The organism is Variovorax sp. KBS0712, from assembly GCF_006323185.2.
Lineage (GTDB): Bacteria > Pseudomonadota > Gammaproteobacteria > Burkholderiales > Burkholderiaceae_C > Variovorax > Variovorax boronicumulans.
Map to the genome: position 1 here is coordinate 478,437 of NZ_VCCD02000001.1, position 16,517 is coordinate 494,953.

The window sequence follows — 16,517 nt, forward strand, 5'->3', positions numbered from 1 at the left end:
GCAGTGGCAAGGGGTGAAAGAACTCAGACGCCGAGCAACTCGGTCAGCACGGGCATCTTGGCTTCGAGCTCGGCGGCGCCGAACTTTTCGACGATGCGGCCGTGCTCCATCACGTAGAAACGGTCGGCCAGCGGCGCGGCGAAGCGGAAGTTCTGCTCGACCATGACGATGGTGTAGCCCTTGGCGCGCAGCGTGGTGATCATGCGGGCCAGCGCCTGCACGATGACCGGCGCCAGGCCTTCGGAAATTTCGTCGAGCAGCAGCAGCTTGGCGCCGGTGCGCAGGATGCGCGCCACGGCCAGCATCTGCTGCTCGCCACCCGACAGGCGCGTGCCCTGGCTGTGGCGACGCTCGGCGAGGTTGGGGAACATGGCGTAGATCTCGTCGACCGACATGCCCTGCCCTGCGCCCTTGAGTTCGGGCGGCAGCATCAGGTTTTCTTCGCACGAGAGGCTGGCGAAGATGCCGCGCTCTTCGGGGCAGTAGCCGATGCCCAGGTGGGCGATGCGGTGCGTCGCCATCGAGACGGTCTCGACGCCGTTGACCTTGATGCTGCCCTTGCGGGCGCCGGTGAGCCCCATCACGGCGCGCATCGTCGTCGTGCGGCCCGCACCATTGCGGCCCAGCAAGGTGACGACTTCGCCCGGCTGCACGACCATGTCGACGCCGTGCAGCACGTGCGATTCGCCGTACCAGGCCTGCAGGCCCTTGATCTCCAATGCAGCGGTCATCAGTGCGCCCCCTGCATTTCGCCGTCGGTGGTGCCCATGTAGGCTTCCATCACCTGCGGGTTCTTCGAGACTTCGGCGTACGGGCCTTCGGCCAGCACGGCGCCGCGCTGCAGCACCGTGATGGTGTCGGCAATGGTCGAGACCACGCTCATGTTGTGTTCGACCATCAGGATGGTGCGTCCGGCCGACACGCGCTTGATGAGCTCGGCCACGCGGTGCACGTCTTCGTGGCCCATGCCCTGCGTGGGTTCGTCCAGCAGCATCAGTTCGGGCTCCATGGCCAGCGTGGTGGCGATCTCGAGCGCGCGCTTGCGGCCGTAGGGCAGGTTCACGGTCTGTTCGTCGGCCAGTTCTTCGAGGCCGACCTCGGCGAGCAGCTCGCGGGCGCGCGCATCGAGCGGCTTGAGCGACTTCTCGCTCTTCCAGAAGTGGTACGAGGTGCCCAGCTTGCGCTGCAGGCCCAGGCGCACGTTCTCGAGCAGCGTGAGGTGCGGGAACACGGCGGAGATCTGGAACGAGCGGATCACGCCGCGCCGCGCGATCTGCGCCGGGCGTTCGCCCGTGATGTCGTGGCCGTTGAACAGGATCGTGCCGGCCGTGGGCTCGAGGAATTTGGTGAGCAGGTTGAAGCAGGTCGTCTTGCCGGCACCGTTGGGGCCGATGAGCGCGTGGATCGAACCGCGCTTCACCGAGAGGTCGACCTTGCTGACCGCGGTGAATCCCTTGAATTCCTTGGTGAGCTGGCGTGTTTCAAGAATGACGTCGCTCATCTCGCGGCGTCGTCCGTGTGCGGAAAAAAGAAATCGGTCATGCGGTCCATCTCAATGCGCCACCATCGAGCGCGGACCGATTGTTGGTGGCTGCTATGCAATTGCATACTGGGGCAAATGCCTATGCTGCACTGCAACCATTCACAGAGTGCGCACCCTCTGCGCGAGCGACTGTCGTCCCGACGACATTGCGCACCGCAGCACGCACAGGTGCGAACGCGCGATGCATGCACGCGCAAGGTCATGAGGATGTCGAGCACGCATGCACGCTTCGTGAAAAACTGGCGTGCCCGCTGCGCTGCCGCGATGCGCTTTCACCCGGATTGAATCCATCACCGCCATGCCGAACTTCCGCTCACCCGAATTCCTTGCCGACCACGTCGCCCACACGCTGGCGTTCTACGCGCCGCGCAGCCGCGATGCCTCGGGCGGCTTCTTCCATTTCTTCAAGGACGACGGCACCGTGTACGACCGCCGCACGCGCCACCTCGTGAGCAGCACGCGCTTCGTGTTCAACCACGCGATGGCGTGGCGCCGCTTCGGGCGGCCCGACGACCTTGCGGCGGTGCGCCACGGCCTGGCGTTCTTGCAGGCCGCGCATGCGCAGCCGGATGGTGGCTATGCATGGCAGATCGACTGGGATGGCCATCAGGCCACCGTGCAGGACGGCACGCAGCACTGCTACGGCCTGGCCTTCGTGCTGCTGGCGCACGCGCATGCGCTGATGGCCGGCGTCGAGGAAGCACGCACCGGCCTCGCGCACACCCGCGACCTGATGGAACGGCATTTCTGGGAGCCGCAGCACCAGCTGTACGCCGACGAGGCGACACCAAGCTGGCAGGTCGGCCCCTACCGCGGCCAGAACGCCAACATGCACGCCTGCGAGGCGATGCTCGCGGCCTACGACGCCACGCGCGAGCCCTTCTACCTTCAGCGCGCACGCACGCTGGCCGAAAGCATCACGGGCCGGCAGGCTGCGCTCGCCGACGGGCTGGTGTGGGAGCACTACCGCGAGGACTGGTCGGTCGACTGGGCCTACAACCGCGGCGACAAGACCAACATCTTCCGGCCCTGGGGCTTCCAGACCGGCCACCTCACCGAGTGGGCCAAGCTGCTGCTGCAGCTCGAGGGCCACCTGGGCCCTGGTGCGCCCGGCACCGAATGGCTCGTGCCGCGCGCACGCCACTTCTTCGACACCGCGATGCAGCGCGGCTGGGACGCCGCGCACGGCGGGCTGGTCTACGGCTTCGGGCCCGATGGCGCGGTGTGCGACGGCGACAAGTACTTCTGGGTGCAGGCCGAAAGCTTCGCCGCCGCCGCCCTGCTCGCGGTGCGCACGGGCGATGCCGGCTACTGGGACTGGTACGACCGGATCTGGGCCTACAGCTGGGACCACTTCGTCGACCACGCGCACGGCGCGTGGTACCGCATCCTCACGCCGCAGAACGCGAAGATCAGCGACGAGAAGAGCCCGGCGGGCAAGACCGATTACCACACGATGGGCGCGTGCCATGATGTGCTGAAGGCGCTGGGACACGGCGTCAAATAGCCGCGTCACCCTTCAATATCCGCACAAATCTTGTGCGGCCACGCCTCTACCCCGCAGCGCGCGGGCTGCCTACGCTTCAGGCCTTCTTTCACTCACGCAGAGAACGCATGAAGCACCCCAGCATCCGCAGCCTCACCGGCGCCGTGCCCACGAGCCGCCTCGATCCCGCCGCCACGGCGCTGATCGCGATCGATTTCCAGAACGAGTACTTCGACGGGCGCATGCCCATTCCCGACGGACTGGCCGCCCTGCGCCAGGCGCGGCGCCTGATCGATGCCGCCGACCGGCATGCGGTGCCGGTGTTCCATGTGCAGCACGTGGCGCCCGCCGACAGTCCGATCTTCGCGGACGGCAGCCACGCCTTCGGCATCCACGACGCACTGCGCCCGGCGCCGCAACACGCCGTGCTGCGCAAGGCCACGCCGAGCGCATTCGCGGGCACCACGCTCGAGGCCGAGCTGCAGGCGCGCGGCATCACGACGCTGATCCTCACGGGCCTCATGACGCACATGTGCGTGTCGGCCACCGCCTTCGATGCCGCACCGCGCGGCTACCAGAGCCTCATCGTGGGCGACGCCTGCGCGACGCGCGACCTCGACCTGGAGGAAGGCGGCGTGCTGGGCCACCGCGAGCTGCATCGTGCGGCGCTGCGCGGTGTGTCGGATGTGGTGGCTGAAGTGCGCTCGACCGACGAGGTGCTGCAACTGCTGGAAGCGGGCCGCTGACGCCCTGCCCTTCGCATGCACCCACGAATCCACCCCCTTCGATCCATGACCATGAAGTTCTCTTCCGCCTTGTTCCTCGCCCTGTCATGCGCCCTGAGCGCGCCAGGCCTCGCCACCGCCGCCACCGCCGCCACGCCGGCACCCCGCACGCCGATCTCCGCGCCCGCCGACACGCTGCAGTGGCAAGCCCTTGCGGGCGGCATCCGCTACGCCAACGTGCGCGGCAACCTGACGGGCAACGGCCCCTACGAAGCCTTCGTCGAATTCCCGGCCGGCTTCGACAACCCGCACCATCGCCACACGCAGGCGCTCCCGTCCGTCGTGCTCTCCGGCGTGTTCTACGCGATCTTCGATGACGGCAAGAAGGTGCTGTACCCGGCCGGCTCGTACTACCTGCTGCCGGCGCGGCTGCCGCACCGCAGCGGCTGCGAGCCGGGGGCGAACTGCCTGTTGTTCCAGTACCAGGGCGATCGCTTCGACCTGGTGCCCACCGCAGCGAAGTAAGGCGCGGCTGCCGCGCTCAGTCGCCCTGCCCGTCCGCGGGCAGGTAGCGCGCGGCAGCAAAGTCGACAAACGCCCGCACCTTCGGCGACAGGTGCCGGTTCTGCGGATACAGCGCGTACAGGTTCAGCGGCTGCTGGCGGAACTCGGGCAACACGCGCACCAGCTCGCCGCGCGCCACAGGGTCGCGCACGAGAAACGCCGGCGACGCCGCCAGCCCCGTGCCTGCCAGCGCGGCGCTGCGCAGCACGAGCCCGCTGTTGGCCTGCAGCCGCCCACCCACGTCGACCGTGCAGACGCTGCCATCCGGCGCGGTGAAGCTGGGCTGTGCGGCCTTCGCGGCCAATGAATAGTTGAGGCAGTCGTGCGCCGCCAGGTCGGCGGGCGTGCGCGGCGTGCCGCGCCGCAGCAGGTAGGCGGGCGACGCCACCCACCATTCCTCGAAGCTCGCGAGGCGCTTGACGATCAGCGTCGAGTCCGAGAGTGCATACGCCAGTCGCAATCCCACGTCGAAGCCCTCTTCGATCAGGTCGACGAAGCGGTCGTTGCACACGAGGTCGGCCTTGACCTGCGGGTGCGCGTCGAGAAAAGCCGGCAGCCACTGCGCCAGCTCCTCCAGTCCGAAGGACATCGGCGCGTTGATGCGCAGCAGCCCCGTGGGCTCGACCTGGTGCTGCGCCACGACCAGCGCCGCTGTCTCGACCTGGTCGAGGATCTGCCGCGCGTGTTCGTAGTAGGTCTGGCCCGCCTGCGTGAGCGCGAAGCGGCGCGTGGTGCGGTTCAGCAGCTGCACGCCCAGCGCCGTTTCCAACTGCTTGACGTGGCGCGAGACCACCGTGTGCGACACGTCCATCGCGTCGGCCGCGGCGGTGAAGCCGCCGGCCTCCACGACGGCGCGGAACGCCTTCATGGCCGCGAACTGGTCCATGCGCGAGCGCTGCCGGTTGTCAGTGCGCGCCGGCGGCCGCGTCGCCGCCCGCGCCGCCCTTTTGCGGCCGCGCCAGCCACACCAGCGGGATCAGCAGCAGGAACAGCACCGCCGAGGCATAGAAGATGTCGTTCGTCGCGAGCATGAACGACTGCTGGTCGACCAGGCGGTTGATCTGCCCGAGCACCTGCTCGGAACTGAAGCCGCTGCCGGTCAGCCCCGAGATGGCGCTGGTGGCCGCGCTGTTGCCCGGGTTCACCGACTCCACCAGCTGCGCGTGGTGCAGCGCTGCACGGCTGTCCCACAGCGTGGTGGCGATCGAGGTGCCCATGGCGCCCGCCGTGATGCGCAGGAAGTTCGACAGCCCCGACGCGGCCGGGATGCGGTCGGGCGTGAGGCCCGACAGCGTGATGGTCACGAGCGGAATGAAGAAGAACGCCATCGCGATGCCCTGGATGATCGTCGGGATGATGATCGTCACGAAGTCGGCCTGCGTGTTGAAGTTCGAGCGCATCCACAGCACCAGCGCGAACACGAGGAACGAGAAGGTCGCGTAGCGGCGCGGGTCGATCTTGGACACGGTGAGGCCCACCACCGGCGAGAAGAAGATCGCCAGCAGCCCCACGGGCGCCATGATCATCCCCGCCTGCGTGGCGGTGTAGCCCATCCATTGCTGCAGCCACAGCGGCAACAGCACCACGTTGCCGAAGAACAGGCCGTAGGCAATGGCCGTGGCCACCGCACCCGACCAGAAGTTGCGCCGCTTGAACAGCGACAGGTCGACCACCGGATGCTTGTCGGTCAGCTCCCAGACCAGGAAGAAGGCGAAGCCGACCACGGCCACCACGGCCATCGTGACGATCTCGGCGGAGTGGAACCAGTCGAGCTCCTTGCCCTTGTCGAGCATGAGCTGCAGCGATCCGACCCACAGCACCAGCAGCGCCAGGCCGATGGCGTCGATCGGCACCTTGTGCGTCTTGCTCTCGCGCTTGTGGTACAGCGTCCAGGTGATGGCCGCGGCCACGATGCCGACCGGGATGTTGATGTAGAAGATCCACGGCCACGAGATGTTGTCGGTGATCCAGCCGCCCAGCAGCGGCCCCATCACCGGCGCGACCAGCGTGGTCATCGACCACATGGCCATGGCCAGGCCGGCCTTGGCCTTCGGATAGCTCGACAGCAGCAGCGTCTGCGACAGCGGGATCATCGGCCCCGCCACGAAGCCCTGCAACGCGCGAAACAGGATGAGCGTGGTCATGTTGGGCGCTAGGCCGCACAGCAGCGAGGCGACCATGAACAGGATCACGCTGGCCATGAACAGGCGCACCTGGCCGAAGCGCTGGGTCATGAAACCCGTGAGCGGCACCGCGATGGCGTTGGCCACCGCGAAGCTGGTGATGACCCAGGTGCCTTGCGTGGTGCTCACGCCAAGGTCGCCCGAGATGGCCGGCAGCGACACGTTGGCGATCGACGAGTCGAGCACGTTCATGAAGGTGGCGGCGGACAGCGCGACCGTGCCCCAGACGCGGGCGGAGCCCTCGAGCGGGGGGTGCGCGATGTAAGCGGGAGCAGCAGTGGCCATGGCGCGGGCTGTGAGGGTTCAGCGAATCAGCGCTGCGATCAGCCCGGCTGGCCCTGCGTGGCGGCGTGCACGGCCGGTGCCGCAGCGGCTGCGGCCGGGCGGCTCACGGCCGCCGTGGGCGTACCGCGGCCGAGGTTGGCGGCGACGATGCGGTCCACCTCGGCGTCGGCGCCGCGGTCGAGCTGGCTGTAGACCTGCGTCTGCGCGAAGGCGGTGCTGCGCGGCGCGTCGGCCAGCATCTTGCCGGTCTTCTGCGTGATGTCGATCTCGGCGTCCATCGACAGGCCGATGCGCAGCGGGTTGGCCTTGAGCTGCTCAGGGTCGAGCGCGATGCGCACGGGCACGCGCTGCACCACCTTGATCCAGTTGCCGGTGGCGTTCTGCGCCGGCAGCAGCGCAAACGCGGCGCCGGTGCCCACGCCCAGGCCGGCGACCTTGCCGGTGTACTCGACCTTCTTGCCGTACACGTCGGCCGTGAGCTTCACGGGCTGGTCGATGCGGATGTTGCGCAGCTGCACTTCCTTGAAGTTGGCGTCGACCCACAGCTGGTGCAGCGGCACGATGGACATCATCGGCGTGCCGGCGGCCACGCGCTGGCCCAGCTGCACGGTGCGCTTGGCCACGTAGCCGTCGACCGGCGCGGGCATGGCCACGCGCTGCGTGGCGAGGTAGGCCTCGCGCACCTTGGCGGCGGCGGCCAGCACGCTCGGGTGCTGGGCCACGCTGGTGCCTTCGGTCAGCGACTGGTTGCTGGCCAGCGCCTCGCGCGCGGCGACCACGCCGGCCTGTGCGGCGGCCAGTGCGCTCCTGGCGTTGGCCAGTTGCGTCTCGGCGTGGTTGAGTTCTTCCTTCGACACGGCGCCGTTGCCCGACAGCGCACGGCGGCGCTGCAGGTCGTCCTGCGCCTTGGCGATGTCGCTCTGGGCCTTGGCGATGTCGGACTGGCGCAGCGTGACCTGCGCGGCCAGCGAGCCGTTGTTGGCGTACAGCGTGCGCACCTGGCGCACGGCCTGCGCGAGCGCGGCCTCGGCCTGCTCGAGCGCCACCTTGGCGTCGGCCGGGTCGAGCTGCACCAGCGGCTGGCCGGCTTTCACGAAGTCGGTGTCGTCGGCGCCGATGGCCATGACGGTGCCGCCGATCTGCGGCGTGATCTGGATGACGTTGCCCTGCACGTAGGCGTTGTCGGTGTTCTCGTAATGGCTGGCGACCAGCCATTCGTACAGGCCCCAGCCGCCGCCGACGACCAGCACCACGGCGGTGAGCGCGGTGAGTGCGCGGCGGCGCTTGCCGTTGCCCGCAGGCGCCTCGGGCGCTGCGGGGGTGGGCACGGGGAAGCGGATGTCGGAGTGTTGTTATCGCTCATGATGGAGTTCTTTCCGAAGAAGGCGGATCAGCAAATCAGTTCTGGGTGGCGGCCGTCAGCGCCGCGGCCGTGGCGGTGGCCGGCGGCTGCCAGCCGCCGCCCAGGGCGCGCGCCAGGCCCACCTGCGTGTCGAGGGCGCGGGCCGCCAGGTCGACCGCGAGGCGGCGCTGGGCCAGCACGGCGGTTTCGGCGGTCAGCACATTGAGGTAGTTGCCCAGGCCGGCGCGGTAGCGCTGCACGGCAATGTCGTAGGCGCCTTCGGCGGCCGTCTGCGCGGCGCGCTGCTCGGTCTGCTGGCGCACGATCGACTGCGCGCTCGACACCTGATCGGCCGCATCGCGCACGGCATCGAGCACGGTGGCGTTGTAGCTTTCGATGGCCACGTCGAGGTCGGCCGACTTGCCGCGCAGGTTGGCGCGCAGGCGCCCGCCTTCGAAGATCGGCAGGTGGATGGCCGGGCCCACGCCCCACTGCTCGCTGCCCGACTTGAGCAGCTTGCCGAAGCCCAGGCTCTGGAAGCCGGCGAAGGCCGTGAGGTTCACGTTGGGATAGAACTGGGTCTTCGCATTGGCCACGTCGCTGGTGGCCGCTTCGACGCGCCAGCGCGCGGCGGCGATGTCGGCGCGGCGGCCCAGCAGGTCCGCCGGGATGTTCGCCTGCAGCGCCATCGGCTTCACGCCGGCGAGCACCGGCGGCTTCAGCGAGGCCGACACGTTGGGCTGGCCCACGAGCGCATCGAGCGCATGCTGCTGCAGCGCGATCTGCTCGTTGAGCGCTTCGATCTGCTGGCGGGCTTCGGGCAGGCCGCCTTCGCTCTGGCGCAGCTCAAGGCGGGTGTCGAGGCCGGCCGAGACGCGGTCGCGCACCAGCTTGAAGGTCTCGTCGCGCTGGGCCAGCGTGCGCTTGGCCACTTCGACCTGTTCGTTCAGGCGCGCCCACTGGAAGTAGCTGCGCGCCACGTTGCTCGCGAGCAGCACGCGCGCGGCATCGGCGTCGGCCGCTGCTGCGTTGGCCGCGCCGAGGGCGGTGTCGAGCGCGCTGCGGTTCTTGCCGAAGAAGTCGAGCTCCCAGCTCGCGCCCAGCTGCAGCAGGCCGATGTTCTGCGTCGAGCCGCCCAGCGGCGCCGGGTAGATGTAGTTGCTGTTGAACTTCTGGCGGTTCAGGTTCAGGTCGGCGCCGACCTTGGGCAGCAGCGCCGCGCCGGCGATGTCCGCCGAGGCCTGGGCGCGCACGAGGCGCGCACGCGCGACCTGCAGGTTCGGGTTGCCGGCCACGGCCTGGTCGACCAGCGCGTTGAGCTGGCTGTCGCCGAAGGCCTGCCACCACTGGCTGTCCAGGCTGGGCACGTTGGCGCGCGCGGGGTCGGCCGCGATGCCGAGCGTGGTCGCATCGCGCAACTTGGCGTGCGAGCCGATGCCGGCCATGTCGGCGCAACCGGCGAGCGCGACCACCGCCAGCGCGGCGGCCACGACGGGCGTGCGGCGCAGCGCGCGCACGGCGAAAGACTCAGTCATTCTTCTCTCCACGGGCCGCGAGGCCCTGTGCGTTGTCGAGGATGCGGCGCAAGTAATCCTTGAGCTGCTCCCATTCTTCGAGGCTGAAACCGGCCAGGTACTCGTTCTGAACCCGGCTCAGCACATAGGGCACTTCCTTCGCGGCCGCACGGCCTTCGTCGGTGAGTTCGATGTTGACCACGCGGCGGTCTTCGAGCGAGCGCACGCGCCGGCACAGGCCCTTGGCCTCGAGGCGGTCGAGCAGGCGCGTCATGGCGCCGGTGTCGAGCTCGCAGGCGCGGGCCAGTTCGGCCACGGTGGTGGCGGCACCGACGTGCAGCTTGTACAGCGGCACCCACTGCGGGTAGGTGGGGCTGCCGGGCTCGCACATGCGCGTGCCGACGGTCTGGCCGACGGACGTGACGATGCGGCGCATCAGGTAGCCGATGCTCTCTTCGGCGCGGTAGTCCTCGGCGCGATAGAAGGCGACCGGCGGGCGCACGGCCTCGTCGGGCGTCGGAGGGACCGGGGAAATGGGGGCATCGCTCATGGCCGAAATATTAGTTGTCATGGCAATTACTGTCAAGGCGACCTTTGTGAGGGCAAGGGCTCGGTAGAATTCGCGCCCATGGCTTCTTCCCCTCCGTCGTCCTCCGCAGCCAAGGGCTCGCCCCGCTCGCTGTCGGGGTTGCGCCCCTTCCTTCGCCCCTACCGCGTGCAGATCGTGCTGGCGGGGGTCTTCCTGGTGATGGCGGCGGTCACGACGCTGGCTTTTCCTATCGCCCTGCGCAGCCTGATTGATGGCGGCCTGGTCAGCGCCGACAAGGGCGCCCAGACCATGGCGCTGCGCGAGCACTTCGGTGCCCTCTTCGCCGTGGCCGTGGCGCTGGGCCTGTTTTCGGCGGCGCGCTTCTATACGGTGAGCTGGCTCGGCGAGCGCGTCACGGCCGACCTGCGCAACGCGGTCTACGGCCATGTGCTGCAGCAGAGCCCGGCTTTCTTCGAGACCACGCAGACCGGCGAGGTGCTGTCGCGCCTCACGGCCGACACCACGCTGGTGCAGACGGTCGTCGGCTCGTCGCTGAGCATGGGCCTGCGCAATGCCGTCATGGGCGTGGGCGCGCTGGCGGTGCTGGTCTGGACCAACCCTTATGTGATGGTGCAGGTGCTGGGCATCCTCGTGCTGGTGGTGCTGCCGAGCATGTGGTTCGGCCGCCGCGTGCGCAAGCTGTCGCGCGCCAGCCAGGACCGCGTGGCCGACTCGAGCGCCATCGCGGCCGAGGTGCTGAACGCGATTCCCGTGGTGCAGAGCTACACGGCCGAAGGCCGCGAGGCCGACCGCTTCAAGGGCTCGACCGAAAACGCCTTCCATACCGCCGTGCGCCGCACGCGCGCGCGCTCGGTGCTGGTGGCCTTCATCATCATCGCCACCTCGGCCGCCCTGCTCTGGGGCCTGTACGAAGGCACGCAGGCCGTGCTGCGCGGCGACATCACGGCCGGCCACCTGGGCCAGACCGTGGTCTACGTGGCGATCCTGGCGAGTGCCACGGCCGTGCTCGGCGAGGTGTACGGCGACCTGCTGCGCGCCGCCGGTGCCACCGAGCGCCTGATGGAACTGCTGCATGCACCGACGGCCATCGCCTCGCCCGCACGGCCGGCAGTCGCGCCCGTTCCCGCCGCGGGCAGCGCGATCCGCTTCGACGCGATCACCTTCCACTACCCTTCGCGGCCGGGCACGCCGGCGCTGCGCGACTTCAGCCTGGACATCGCACCGGGCGAAACCGTGGCGCTGGTGGGATCGAGCGGCGCGGGAAAGAGCACGGTATTCCAGCTGCTGCTGCGCTACTACGACCCGCAGTCGGGCCGCATCGTGCTCGACGGTGCGTCGCTGGACGCGCTCGCGCTGCACGACCTGCGCACCCGCATCGGTCTCGTGCCGCAGGACGCGGTGATCTTCTCGGCCAGCGCCTTCGAGAACATCCGCTACGGCCGGCCCGACGCCAGCGCCGACGAGGTGCACGCCGCCGCGCGCGCCGCCTTCGCGCACGACTTTCTGCAGGCCCTGCCCGAGGGCTACGACACCTTCCTGGGCGAACGCGGCGTGCGGCTGTCGGGCGGCCAGCGCCAGCGCATCGCGATCGCGCGGGCCATCCTGAAGAACCCGCCGCTGCTGCTGCTGGACGAAGCCACCAGCGCGCTCGACGCCGAGAGCGAGCGCATGGTGCAGGCCGCGCTCGAGTCGGCGATGGAAAACCGCACCACGCTCGTGATCGCCCACCGCCTGGCGACCGTGCAGAAGGCCGACCGCATCATCGTGCTGGACCACGGCGGCATCGTCGAACAGGGAACGCACGCGGCGCTGGTGGCGCAAGGCGGCGTGTACGCGCGGCTGGCCGCGCTGCAGTTCACGGCCTGAGCGGTCCGGGCCGGACAGGCTCGTCGAGCCGGCCGGTTACTGCAGGGTTTCTTTCAGCGCCGCCGGAATCGGCAGCGCCATCACCGGAATGCCTTCGTCGAGCAGCGCCTCGGTCTGCTCCGGCGTGGCTTGGCCGCGGATGCCGCGCTCGGCGGTTTCGCCGTAGTGCATCTTGCGCGCCTCGTCGGCAAAGCGGTCGCCGACGTCTTCGGTCTTGGCCAGCACTTCGCGCACGGCGCGCATCCAACGGGCTTCGGGTGAAGTCGCGCTTGCGGATACTTGCGTGGAAGGCGTTGCGGGTGCCGCCGGCGCGCGGGCCGCGTCGCCGCGCCCTTCTTCCTTCGGCGCCTTGGCGTTGCTCAGGTTCAGGCGGGGCGCGCTCAGCAGCTTGACGATGGCGGTGTCGCCACAGACCGGGCACTCGACGAGGCCGCTGGCGAGCTGGCTGTCGAACGCTTCATTGGACGCAAACCAGCCCTCGAAGCTGTGGCCGTGCGTGCAGCGGAGATCGAGGACCTTCATGCGCGGATTATCCCGCGCCGCCTTGCGAGGCTGCGGCCTGCCAATCCAGTGCCCATGCGCCCGACAGGACGTTCTGCAGCCACAGGGCGCAGGTGAGCGTCTTCGCGTCGGTCACGGTGCCGTCGCGGCACCAGCCGATGAGCTCCTGCGGCGTGGCGGTGAACACGTCGAGAAACTCGCCGTGATCGAGCTGGCGCTCGCCCAGCGAGAGGCCGCGTGCGAAGTAGATGTGGATGATCTCGGTCGAGTACGCCACTGCCAGGTGCGTGGCGCCCGCATGCGCCCATTCGCGCGCGGTGTAGCCAGTTTCCTCGAGCAGTTCGCGCTGGCCGCACAGCAGCGGATCTTCGCCGGCGTCGAGCTTGCCCGCGGGAAACTCGACGATCACCTGGTCCACCGGATAGCGAAACTGGCGCTCCAGCACCACGCGGCCGTCGTCGAGCAGCGGAATCACCACCACCGCACCGGGGTGCACCACGTACTCGCGCGTGGCACTATGGCCGTCAGGCAGGCGGATGGTGTCGCGCTTGGCGTGCAGGAACTTGCCCTTGAAGAGCTCTTCGCTGCTGACGAGCGCTTCCTTCAGGTGCAGATCGGTGGCGGGAGAAGTCATGTCGGTCAGTGCCTGTGCTTCATCAGGTAGCGCCAGGTGAACCCCGGGAAGGCCAGCACGACGAACAGCGAGGCCGTCACCGCGTAGAACTCCCAGCCCTGGGCGGCGATCTGCCCTGCCCTGCGCTCGAACAGCAGGCCGACACCGCCGGCAATGAAGTACAGCACCACCAGTTCGCCGAAGCGGATGGCGAGCGACTTGTGCGCGGTCGACAGCGGCACCGCCCCGAACAGGCGCTCATTCAGGAACGGCAGGTTGGCTGCCACCAGGGCCACCAGCAGCACGACCCAGACCGACGCGGTTTGCGACACCTGTGCGGACCGCGTCAGTGGGCCAACGTGGCCGCGATGGCGTCGTAGCACAGCGTCATCAGACCACCGGGCAGCACGCCAAGAATCAGGATCAGCGCGCCGTTGATCGTGAGCACGGTGCGCACGTCGAACGAGGCCGACACGGTGGTCGCCGTGACGGGCGCGTCGAAGTACATGACCTTGACCACGCGCAGGTAGTAGAACGCGCCGATCAGCGAGGTGATCACGGCGAATACCGCCAGGCCGATGTAGATGGCTGCGCCCGAGGCGATCAGCGCCTGCAGCACGGCCAGCTTGGCGTAGAAGCCGACCAGCGGCGGCAGGCCGGCCAGCGAGAACATCGCGATGGCCATCACGCCGGCGTACAGCGGGCTGCGCTGGTTCAGGCCGGCCAGGTCGGTGATCTCTTCGCTTTCGAAGCCTTCGCGCGCCAGCAGCAGGATGATGCCGAAGCTCGCCAGCGTGGTCAGCACGTAGGTCACGACGTAGAACATCGCGGCGCTGTAGGCGGCCTGCGCGTTCTGCGTGCCCTGCAGGTCGGAACCCGCCACCAGGCCCAGCAGCATGAAGCCCATCTGCGCGATGGTCGAGTACGCCAGCATGCGCTTGAGGTTGCTCTGCGCGATGGCGGCCAGGTTGCCGATCACCAGCGACGCCACCGCCAGCACGGCGAGCATCTGCTGCCAGTCGATGGCCAGCGGCTGCAGGCCGTCGACCAGGAGGCGGATGATGATGCCGAAGGCAGCCAGCTCGGGCGCGGCGCCGATCAGCAACGTGATCGCCGTCGGCGCGCCCTGGTAGACGTCGGGCACCCACATGTGGAACGGTGCGGCACCGACCTTGAACGCCAGGCCGGCCACGATGAAGACCAGGCCGAACACCAGCACCTGGTGGTTCACCTTGCCGGTCGAGATCGCCTTGAACACTTCGTTCAAGTCGAGCGAGCCGGTGGCGCCGTACATCATCGAGAGGCCGTACAGCAGGAAGCCGCTGGCCATGGCGCCGAGCACGAAGTACTTCATGGCGGCTTCGCTGGCCACCGCGTTGTCGCGGCGCAGCGCCACGAGCGCGTAGCTCGACAGCGTGAGCAGTTCCAGGCCGAGGTAGATCAGCAGGAAGTTGCTGCCGCCGATCATCACGAACATGCCCAGCAGGGCCAGCATGCTGATCGTGAACATCTCGCCGCCGCGCAGCATCTCGCGGTCGGCCGCGTAGGGACGGCCGTAGACCAGCGTCACCATCAGGGCCAGCGAGGCGAAGCACTTGAGCCAGTTGCCCATCGTGTCGCTCACCACCATGCCGCCGAAGCCGTAGGAGGTCTTGCCGCCGACAGCGGCCAGGCCGGTCAGCACGGCCACCGCCGCCAGCGTGAGCAGCGTCAGGATGTAGGTGCGGGTGCGGCGCGGGCTCGTGTCCGACAGGTCGACCAGCGCAATGATGCAGGCCATGACCAGCAACACGATTTCGGGGTAGATCGTCACCCAGCTGAGTTTGTCAATCATCTCGTTCTCTTCTTCAGCGTGGCATCAGACGGGCAGCTTCGAAATCGCCACATGGCGCAGAAGCTCGACGACGGAGGCATCCATCGCGTCGGTGAAAGGCTTCGGGTACAGGCCCATCCACAGCACGGCGATCGCCAGCAGCGAGAGCATCAGGAATTCGCGGGCGTTGATGTCCTTCAGTTCCTTGACGTGGTCGTTGCCGACCGGGCCCAGGTACACGCGCTTGTACATCCACAGGGTGTAGGCGGCACCGAAGATCAGTGCGGTGGCGGCACCCAGGCCGACCCAGAAGTTGGCCTTCACGGCGCCCAGGATCACCATCCACTCGCCCACGAAACCGGCGGTGCCCGGCAGGCCGCAATTGGCCATGGCGAACAGCAGCGCGAACGCGGCGAACTTGGGCATGGTGTTGACCACGCCGCCGTAGTCGGCGATCTGGCGCGAGTGCACGCGGTCGTACAACACGCCGATGCCCAGGAACATGGCGCCCGACACGAAGCCGTGGGCAATCATCTGCACGATGCCGCCGGACACGCCGAGCTCGTTGAAGATGAAGAAGCCCAGCGTCACGAAGCCCATGTGAGCCACCGACGAGTACGCCACCAGCTTCTTCATGTCCTGCTGCACCAGCGCAACCAGGCCCACGTAGATCACGGCGATGAGCGACAGCGCGATCATGAGCCAGGCCCACTCGTGCGAAGCGTCAGGCGCGATGGGCATCGAGAAGCGCAGGAAACCATAGGCACCCAGCTTCAGCATGATCGCGGCCAGCACGGCCGAGCCGCCCGTGGGGGCCTCGACGTGCACGTCGGGCAGCCAGGTGTGGACCGGCCACATCGGCACCTTCACGGCGAAGGCCGCGAAGAAGGCGAAGAACAGGAAGGTCTGCGCGGTCGAGCCCAGCGGCAGCTTGTGCCAGCTCAGGATGTCGAAGCTGCCGCCCGACTTGTTGTACAGGAAGATCAGTGCGACCAGCATCAGCAGCGAGCCGAGCAGCGTGTACAGGAAGAACTTGAACGCCGCGTAGATCTTGTTCGGGCCGCCCCAGATGCCGATGATCAGGTACATCGGGATCAGCGTGGCTTCGAAGAACACGTAGAACAGGATGCCGTCGAGCGCCGAGAACACGCCGATCATGAAGCCCGACAGGATCAGGAACGCGCCCATGTACTGGTTCACGCGCTCGGTGATCACTTCCCAGGCCGAGATCACGACCACGACCGTGATGAACGAGGTCAGCAGCACCAGCCACAGCGACATGCCGTCGATGCCCAGGTGGTAGTTGACGTTGAAGCGCGAGATCCAGCTCGTCTTCTCGACGAACTGCATCGCGGCGGTTCCGTTCTGGAAGCGCGTGAACAGCGGCACCGTGACCAGGAAGCTCACGATGGCACCGACGAGCGCGACCCAGCGCACGCCCTTGGCGTGCTCGTCGCGGCCAAACGCCAGCAGCACGGCGCCGAATGCGATCGGCACCCAGATGGCAAGGCTCAACAAACCCATTTTTCTTT

The 16,517-nt window shown here is 68.3% G+C and carries 16 protein-coding genes; 4 read left to right on the plus strand and 12 right to left on the minus strand.

What is annotated here, in order from left to right; translation table 11 throughout:
• Positions 1–23: 23 nt before the first annotated feature.
• Positions 24–731, minus strand: a complete 708-nt coding sequence (locus tag FFI97_RS02105; protein WP_062474075.1) for an ABC transporter ATP-binding protein — start codon at positions 729–731, stop codon at positions 24–26.
• Positions 731–1,501, minus strand: a complete 771-nt coding sequence (locus FFI97_RS02110) for an ABC transporter ATP-binding protein (RefSeq protein ID WP_062474077.1) — start codon at positions 1,499–1,501, stop codon at positions 731–733. Before FFI97_RS02110 ends, FFI97_RS02105 begins: the two co-directional genes overlap by 1 nt.
• A gap of 340 nt (positions 1,502–1,841) precedes the next feature.
• On the opposite strand from FFI97_RS02110, the gene FFI97_RS02115 reads away from it, so the two are divergent.
• From FFI97_RS02115 to FFI97_RS02125, 3 genes are all read left to right on the plus strand, one after another.
• The gene (locus FFI97_RS02115; RefSeq protein ID WP_139702798.1) at positions 1,842–3,050 is read left to right on the plus strand and encodes an AGE family epimerase/isomerase; all 1,209 of its coding nucleotides are present in this window, start codon (positions 1,842–1,844) and stop codon (positions 3,048–3,050) included.
• Between the two features lie 107 nt (positions 3,051–3,157).
• Positions 3,158–3,775, plus strand: a complete 618-nt coding sequence (locus tag FFI97_RS02120; protein ID WP_139702799.1) for a cysteine hydrolase family protein — start codon at positions 3,158–3,160, stop codon at positions 3,773–3,775.
• A 51-nt stretch (positions 3,776–3,826) separates the two neighbouring features.
• Positions 3,827–4,279: a cupin domain-containing protein gene (locus FFI97_RS02125; RefSeq protein ID WP_139702800.1), complete on the plus strand. Its 453-nt coding sequence runs from the start codon at positions 3,827–3,829 to the stop codon at positions 4,277–4,279.
• A gap of 16 nt (positions 4,280–4,295) precedes the next feature.
• On the opposite strand, the gene FFI97_RS02130 is transcribed toward FFI97_RS02125, so the two are convergent.
• From FFI97_RS02130 to FFI97_RS02150, 5 genes are all read right to left on the minus strand, one after another.
• Positions 4,296–5,204 (minus strand): LysR family transcriptional regulator, encoded by a 909-nt coding sequence (locus FFI97_RS02130; RefSeq protein ID WP_139702801.1) that lies wholly within the window; start codon positions 5,202–5,204, stop codon positions 4,296–4,298.
• A gap of 19 nt (positions 5,205–5,223) precedes the next feature.
• Entirely contained in the window at positions 5,224–6,786 is a 1,563-nt protein-coding gene (locus FFI97_RS02135) for a DHA2 family efflux MFS transporter permease subunit (protein ID WP_062474087.1), read from the minus strand.
• Between the two features lie 38 nt (positions 6,787–6,824).
• Positions 6,825–8,114, minus strand: a complete 1,290-nt coding sequence (locus FFI97_RS02140; RefSeq protein WP_144004350.1) for an efflux RND transporter periplasmic adaptor subunit — start codon at positions 8,112–8,114, stop codon at positions 6,825–6,827.
• 70 nt (positions 8,115–8,184) lie between these two features.
• Positions 8,185–9,663 carry an efflux transporter outer membrane subunit gene (locus FFI97_RS02145; RefSeq protein WP_139702802.1) on the minus strand — a complete coding sequence of 493 codons (1,479 nt, stop codon included), beginning with the start codon at positions 9,661–9,663 and terminating at the stop codon, positions 8,185–8,187.
• On the minus strand, positions 9,656–10,192 hold the full coding sequence (locus tag FFI97_RS02150) for a MarR family winged helix-turn-helix transcriptional regulator (protein ID WP_062475361.1): 537 nt from the start codon (positions 10,190–10,192) through the stop codon (positions 9,656–9,658). The genes FFI97_RS02145 and FFI97_RS02150 overlap by 8 nt, the downstream gene beginning before the upstream one ends.
• Positions 10,193–10,270: 78 nt before the next feature.
• Between FFI97_RS02150 and FFI97_RS02155 the strand changes: the two genes are divergently transcribed.
• Positions 10,271–12,058: an ABC transporter transmembrane domain-containing protein gene (locus FFI97_RS02155; RefSeq protein ID WP_095949072.1), complete on the plus strand. Its 1,788-nt coding sequence runs from the start codon at positions 10,271–10,273 to the stop codon at positions 12,056–12,058.
• A 36-nt stretch (positions 12,059–12,094) separates the two neighbouring features.
• Here the strand turns inward: FFI97_RS02155 and FFI97_RS02160 are convergent, their stop codons facing one another.
• Genes FFI97_RS02160 through FFI97_RS02180 form a run of 5 tightly spaced genes read right to left on the minus strand, consistent with a single transcriptional unit; the run spans position 12,095 to position 16,509 of the window.
• The gene (locus tag FFI97_RS02160) at positions 12,095–12,580 is read right to left on the minus strand and encodes a DUF1178 family protein (protein WP_139702803.1); all 486 of its coding nucleotides are present in this window, start codon (positions 12,578–12,580) and stop codon (positions 12,095–12,097) included.
• Between the two features lie 7 nt (positions 12,581–12,587).
• Positions 12,588–13,193 (minus strand): NUDIX domain-containing protein, encoded by a 606-nt coding sequence (locus FFI97_RS02165; protein ID WP_185993545.1) that lies wholly within the window; start codon positions 13,191–13,193, stop codon positions 12,588–12,590.
• A gap of 5 nt (positions 13,194–13,198) precedes the next feature.
• Complete coding sequence (locus FFI97_RS02170) at positions 13,199–13,504, minus strand: DUF2818 family protein (RefSeq protein WP_139702805.1); 306 nt, start codon at positions 13,502–13,504, stop codon at positions 13,199–13,201.
• 14 nt (positions 13,505–13,518) lie between these two features.
• Entirely contained in the window at positions 13,519–15,006 is a 1,488-nt protein-coding gene (gene nuoN / locus FFI97_RS02175) for an NADH-quinone oxidoreductase subunit NuoN (protein ID WP_062475383.1), read from the minus strand.
• A 24-nt stretch (positions 15,007–15,030) separates the two neighbouring features.
• Positions 15,031–16,509 (minus strand): NADH-quinone oxidoreductase subunit M, encoded by a 1,479-nt coding sequence (locus tag FFI97_RS02180; RefSeq protein WP_062475386.1) that lies wholly within the window; start codon positions 16,507–16,509, stop codon positions 15,031–15,033.
• Positions 16,510–16,517 lie beyond the last annotated feature (8 nt).

What these genes read in the sequence shown, in the direction of transcription:
- FFI97_RS02105 (WP_062474075.1), bottom strand. Translation starts at nt 731, where the DNA reads ATGACCGCTGCATTGGAGATCAAGGGCCTGCAGGCCTGGTACGGCGAA.
- FFI97_RS02110 (WP_062474077.1), bottom strand. Translation starts at nt 1,501, where the DNA reads ATGAGCGACGTCATTCTTGAAACACGCCAGCTCACCAAGGAATTCAAG.
- FFI97_RS02115 (WP_139702798.1), top strand. Translation starts at nt 1,842, where the DNA reads ATGCCGAACTTCCGCTCACCCGAATTCCTTGCCGACCACGTCGCCCAC.
- FFI97_RS02120 (WP_139702799.1), top strand. Translation starts at nt 3,158, where the DNA reads ATGAAGCACCCCAGCATCCGCAGCCTCACCGGCGCCGTGCCCACGAGC.
- FFI97_RS02125 (WP_139702800.1), top strand. Translation starts at nt 3,827, where the DNA reads ATGAAGTTCTCTTCCGCCTTGTTCCTCGCCCTGTCATGCGCCCTGAGC.
- FFI97_RS02130 (WP_139702801.1), bottom strand. Translation starts at nt 5,204, where the DNA reads ATGGACCAGTTCGCGGCCATGAAGGCGTTCCGCGCCGTCGTGGAGGCC.
- FFI97_RS02135 (WP_062474087.1), bottom strand. Translation starts at nt 6,786, where the DNA reads ATGGCCACTGCTGCTCCCGCTTACATCGCGCACCCCCCGCTCGAGGGC.
- FFI97_RS02145 (WP_139702802.1), bottom strand. Translation starts at nt 9,663, where the DNA reads ATGACTGAGTCTTTCGCCGTGCGCGCGCTGCGCCGCACGCCCGTCGTG.
- FFI97_RS02150 (WP_062475361.1), bottom strand. Translation starts at nt 10,192, where the DNA reads ATGAGCGATGCCCCCATTTCCCCGGTCCCTCCGACGCCCGACGAGGCC.
- FFI97_RS02155 (WP_095949072.1), top strand. Translation starts at nt 10,271, where the DNA reads ATGGCTTCTTCCCCTCCGTCGTCCTCCGCAGCCAAGGGCTCGCCCCGC.
- FFI97_RS02160 (WP_139702803.1), bottom strand. Translation starts at nt 12,580, where the DNA reads ATGAAGGTCCTCGATCTCCGCTGCACGCACGGCCACAGCTTCGAGGGC.
- FFI97_RS02165 (WP_185993545.1), bottom strand. Translation starts at nt 13,193, where the DNA reads ATGACTTCTCCCGCCACCGATCTGCACCTGAAGGAAGCGCTCGTCAGC.
- nuoN (WP_062475383.1), bottom strand. Translation starts at nt 15,006, where the DNA reads ATGATTGACAAACTCAGCTGGGTGACGATCTACCCCGAAATCGTGTTG.
- FFI97_RS02180 (WP_062475386.1), bottom strand. Translation starts at nt 16,509, where the DNA reads ATGGGTTTGTTGAGCCTTGCCATCTGGGTGCCGATCGCATTCGGCGCC.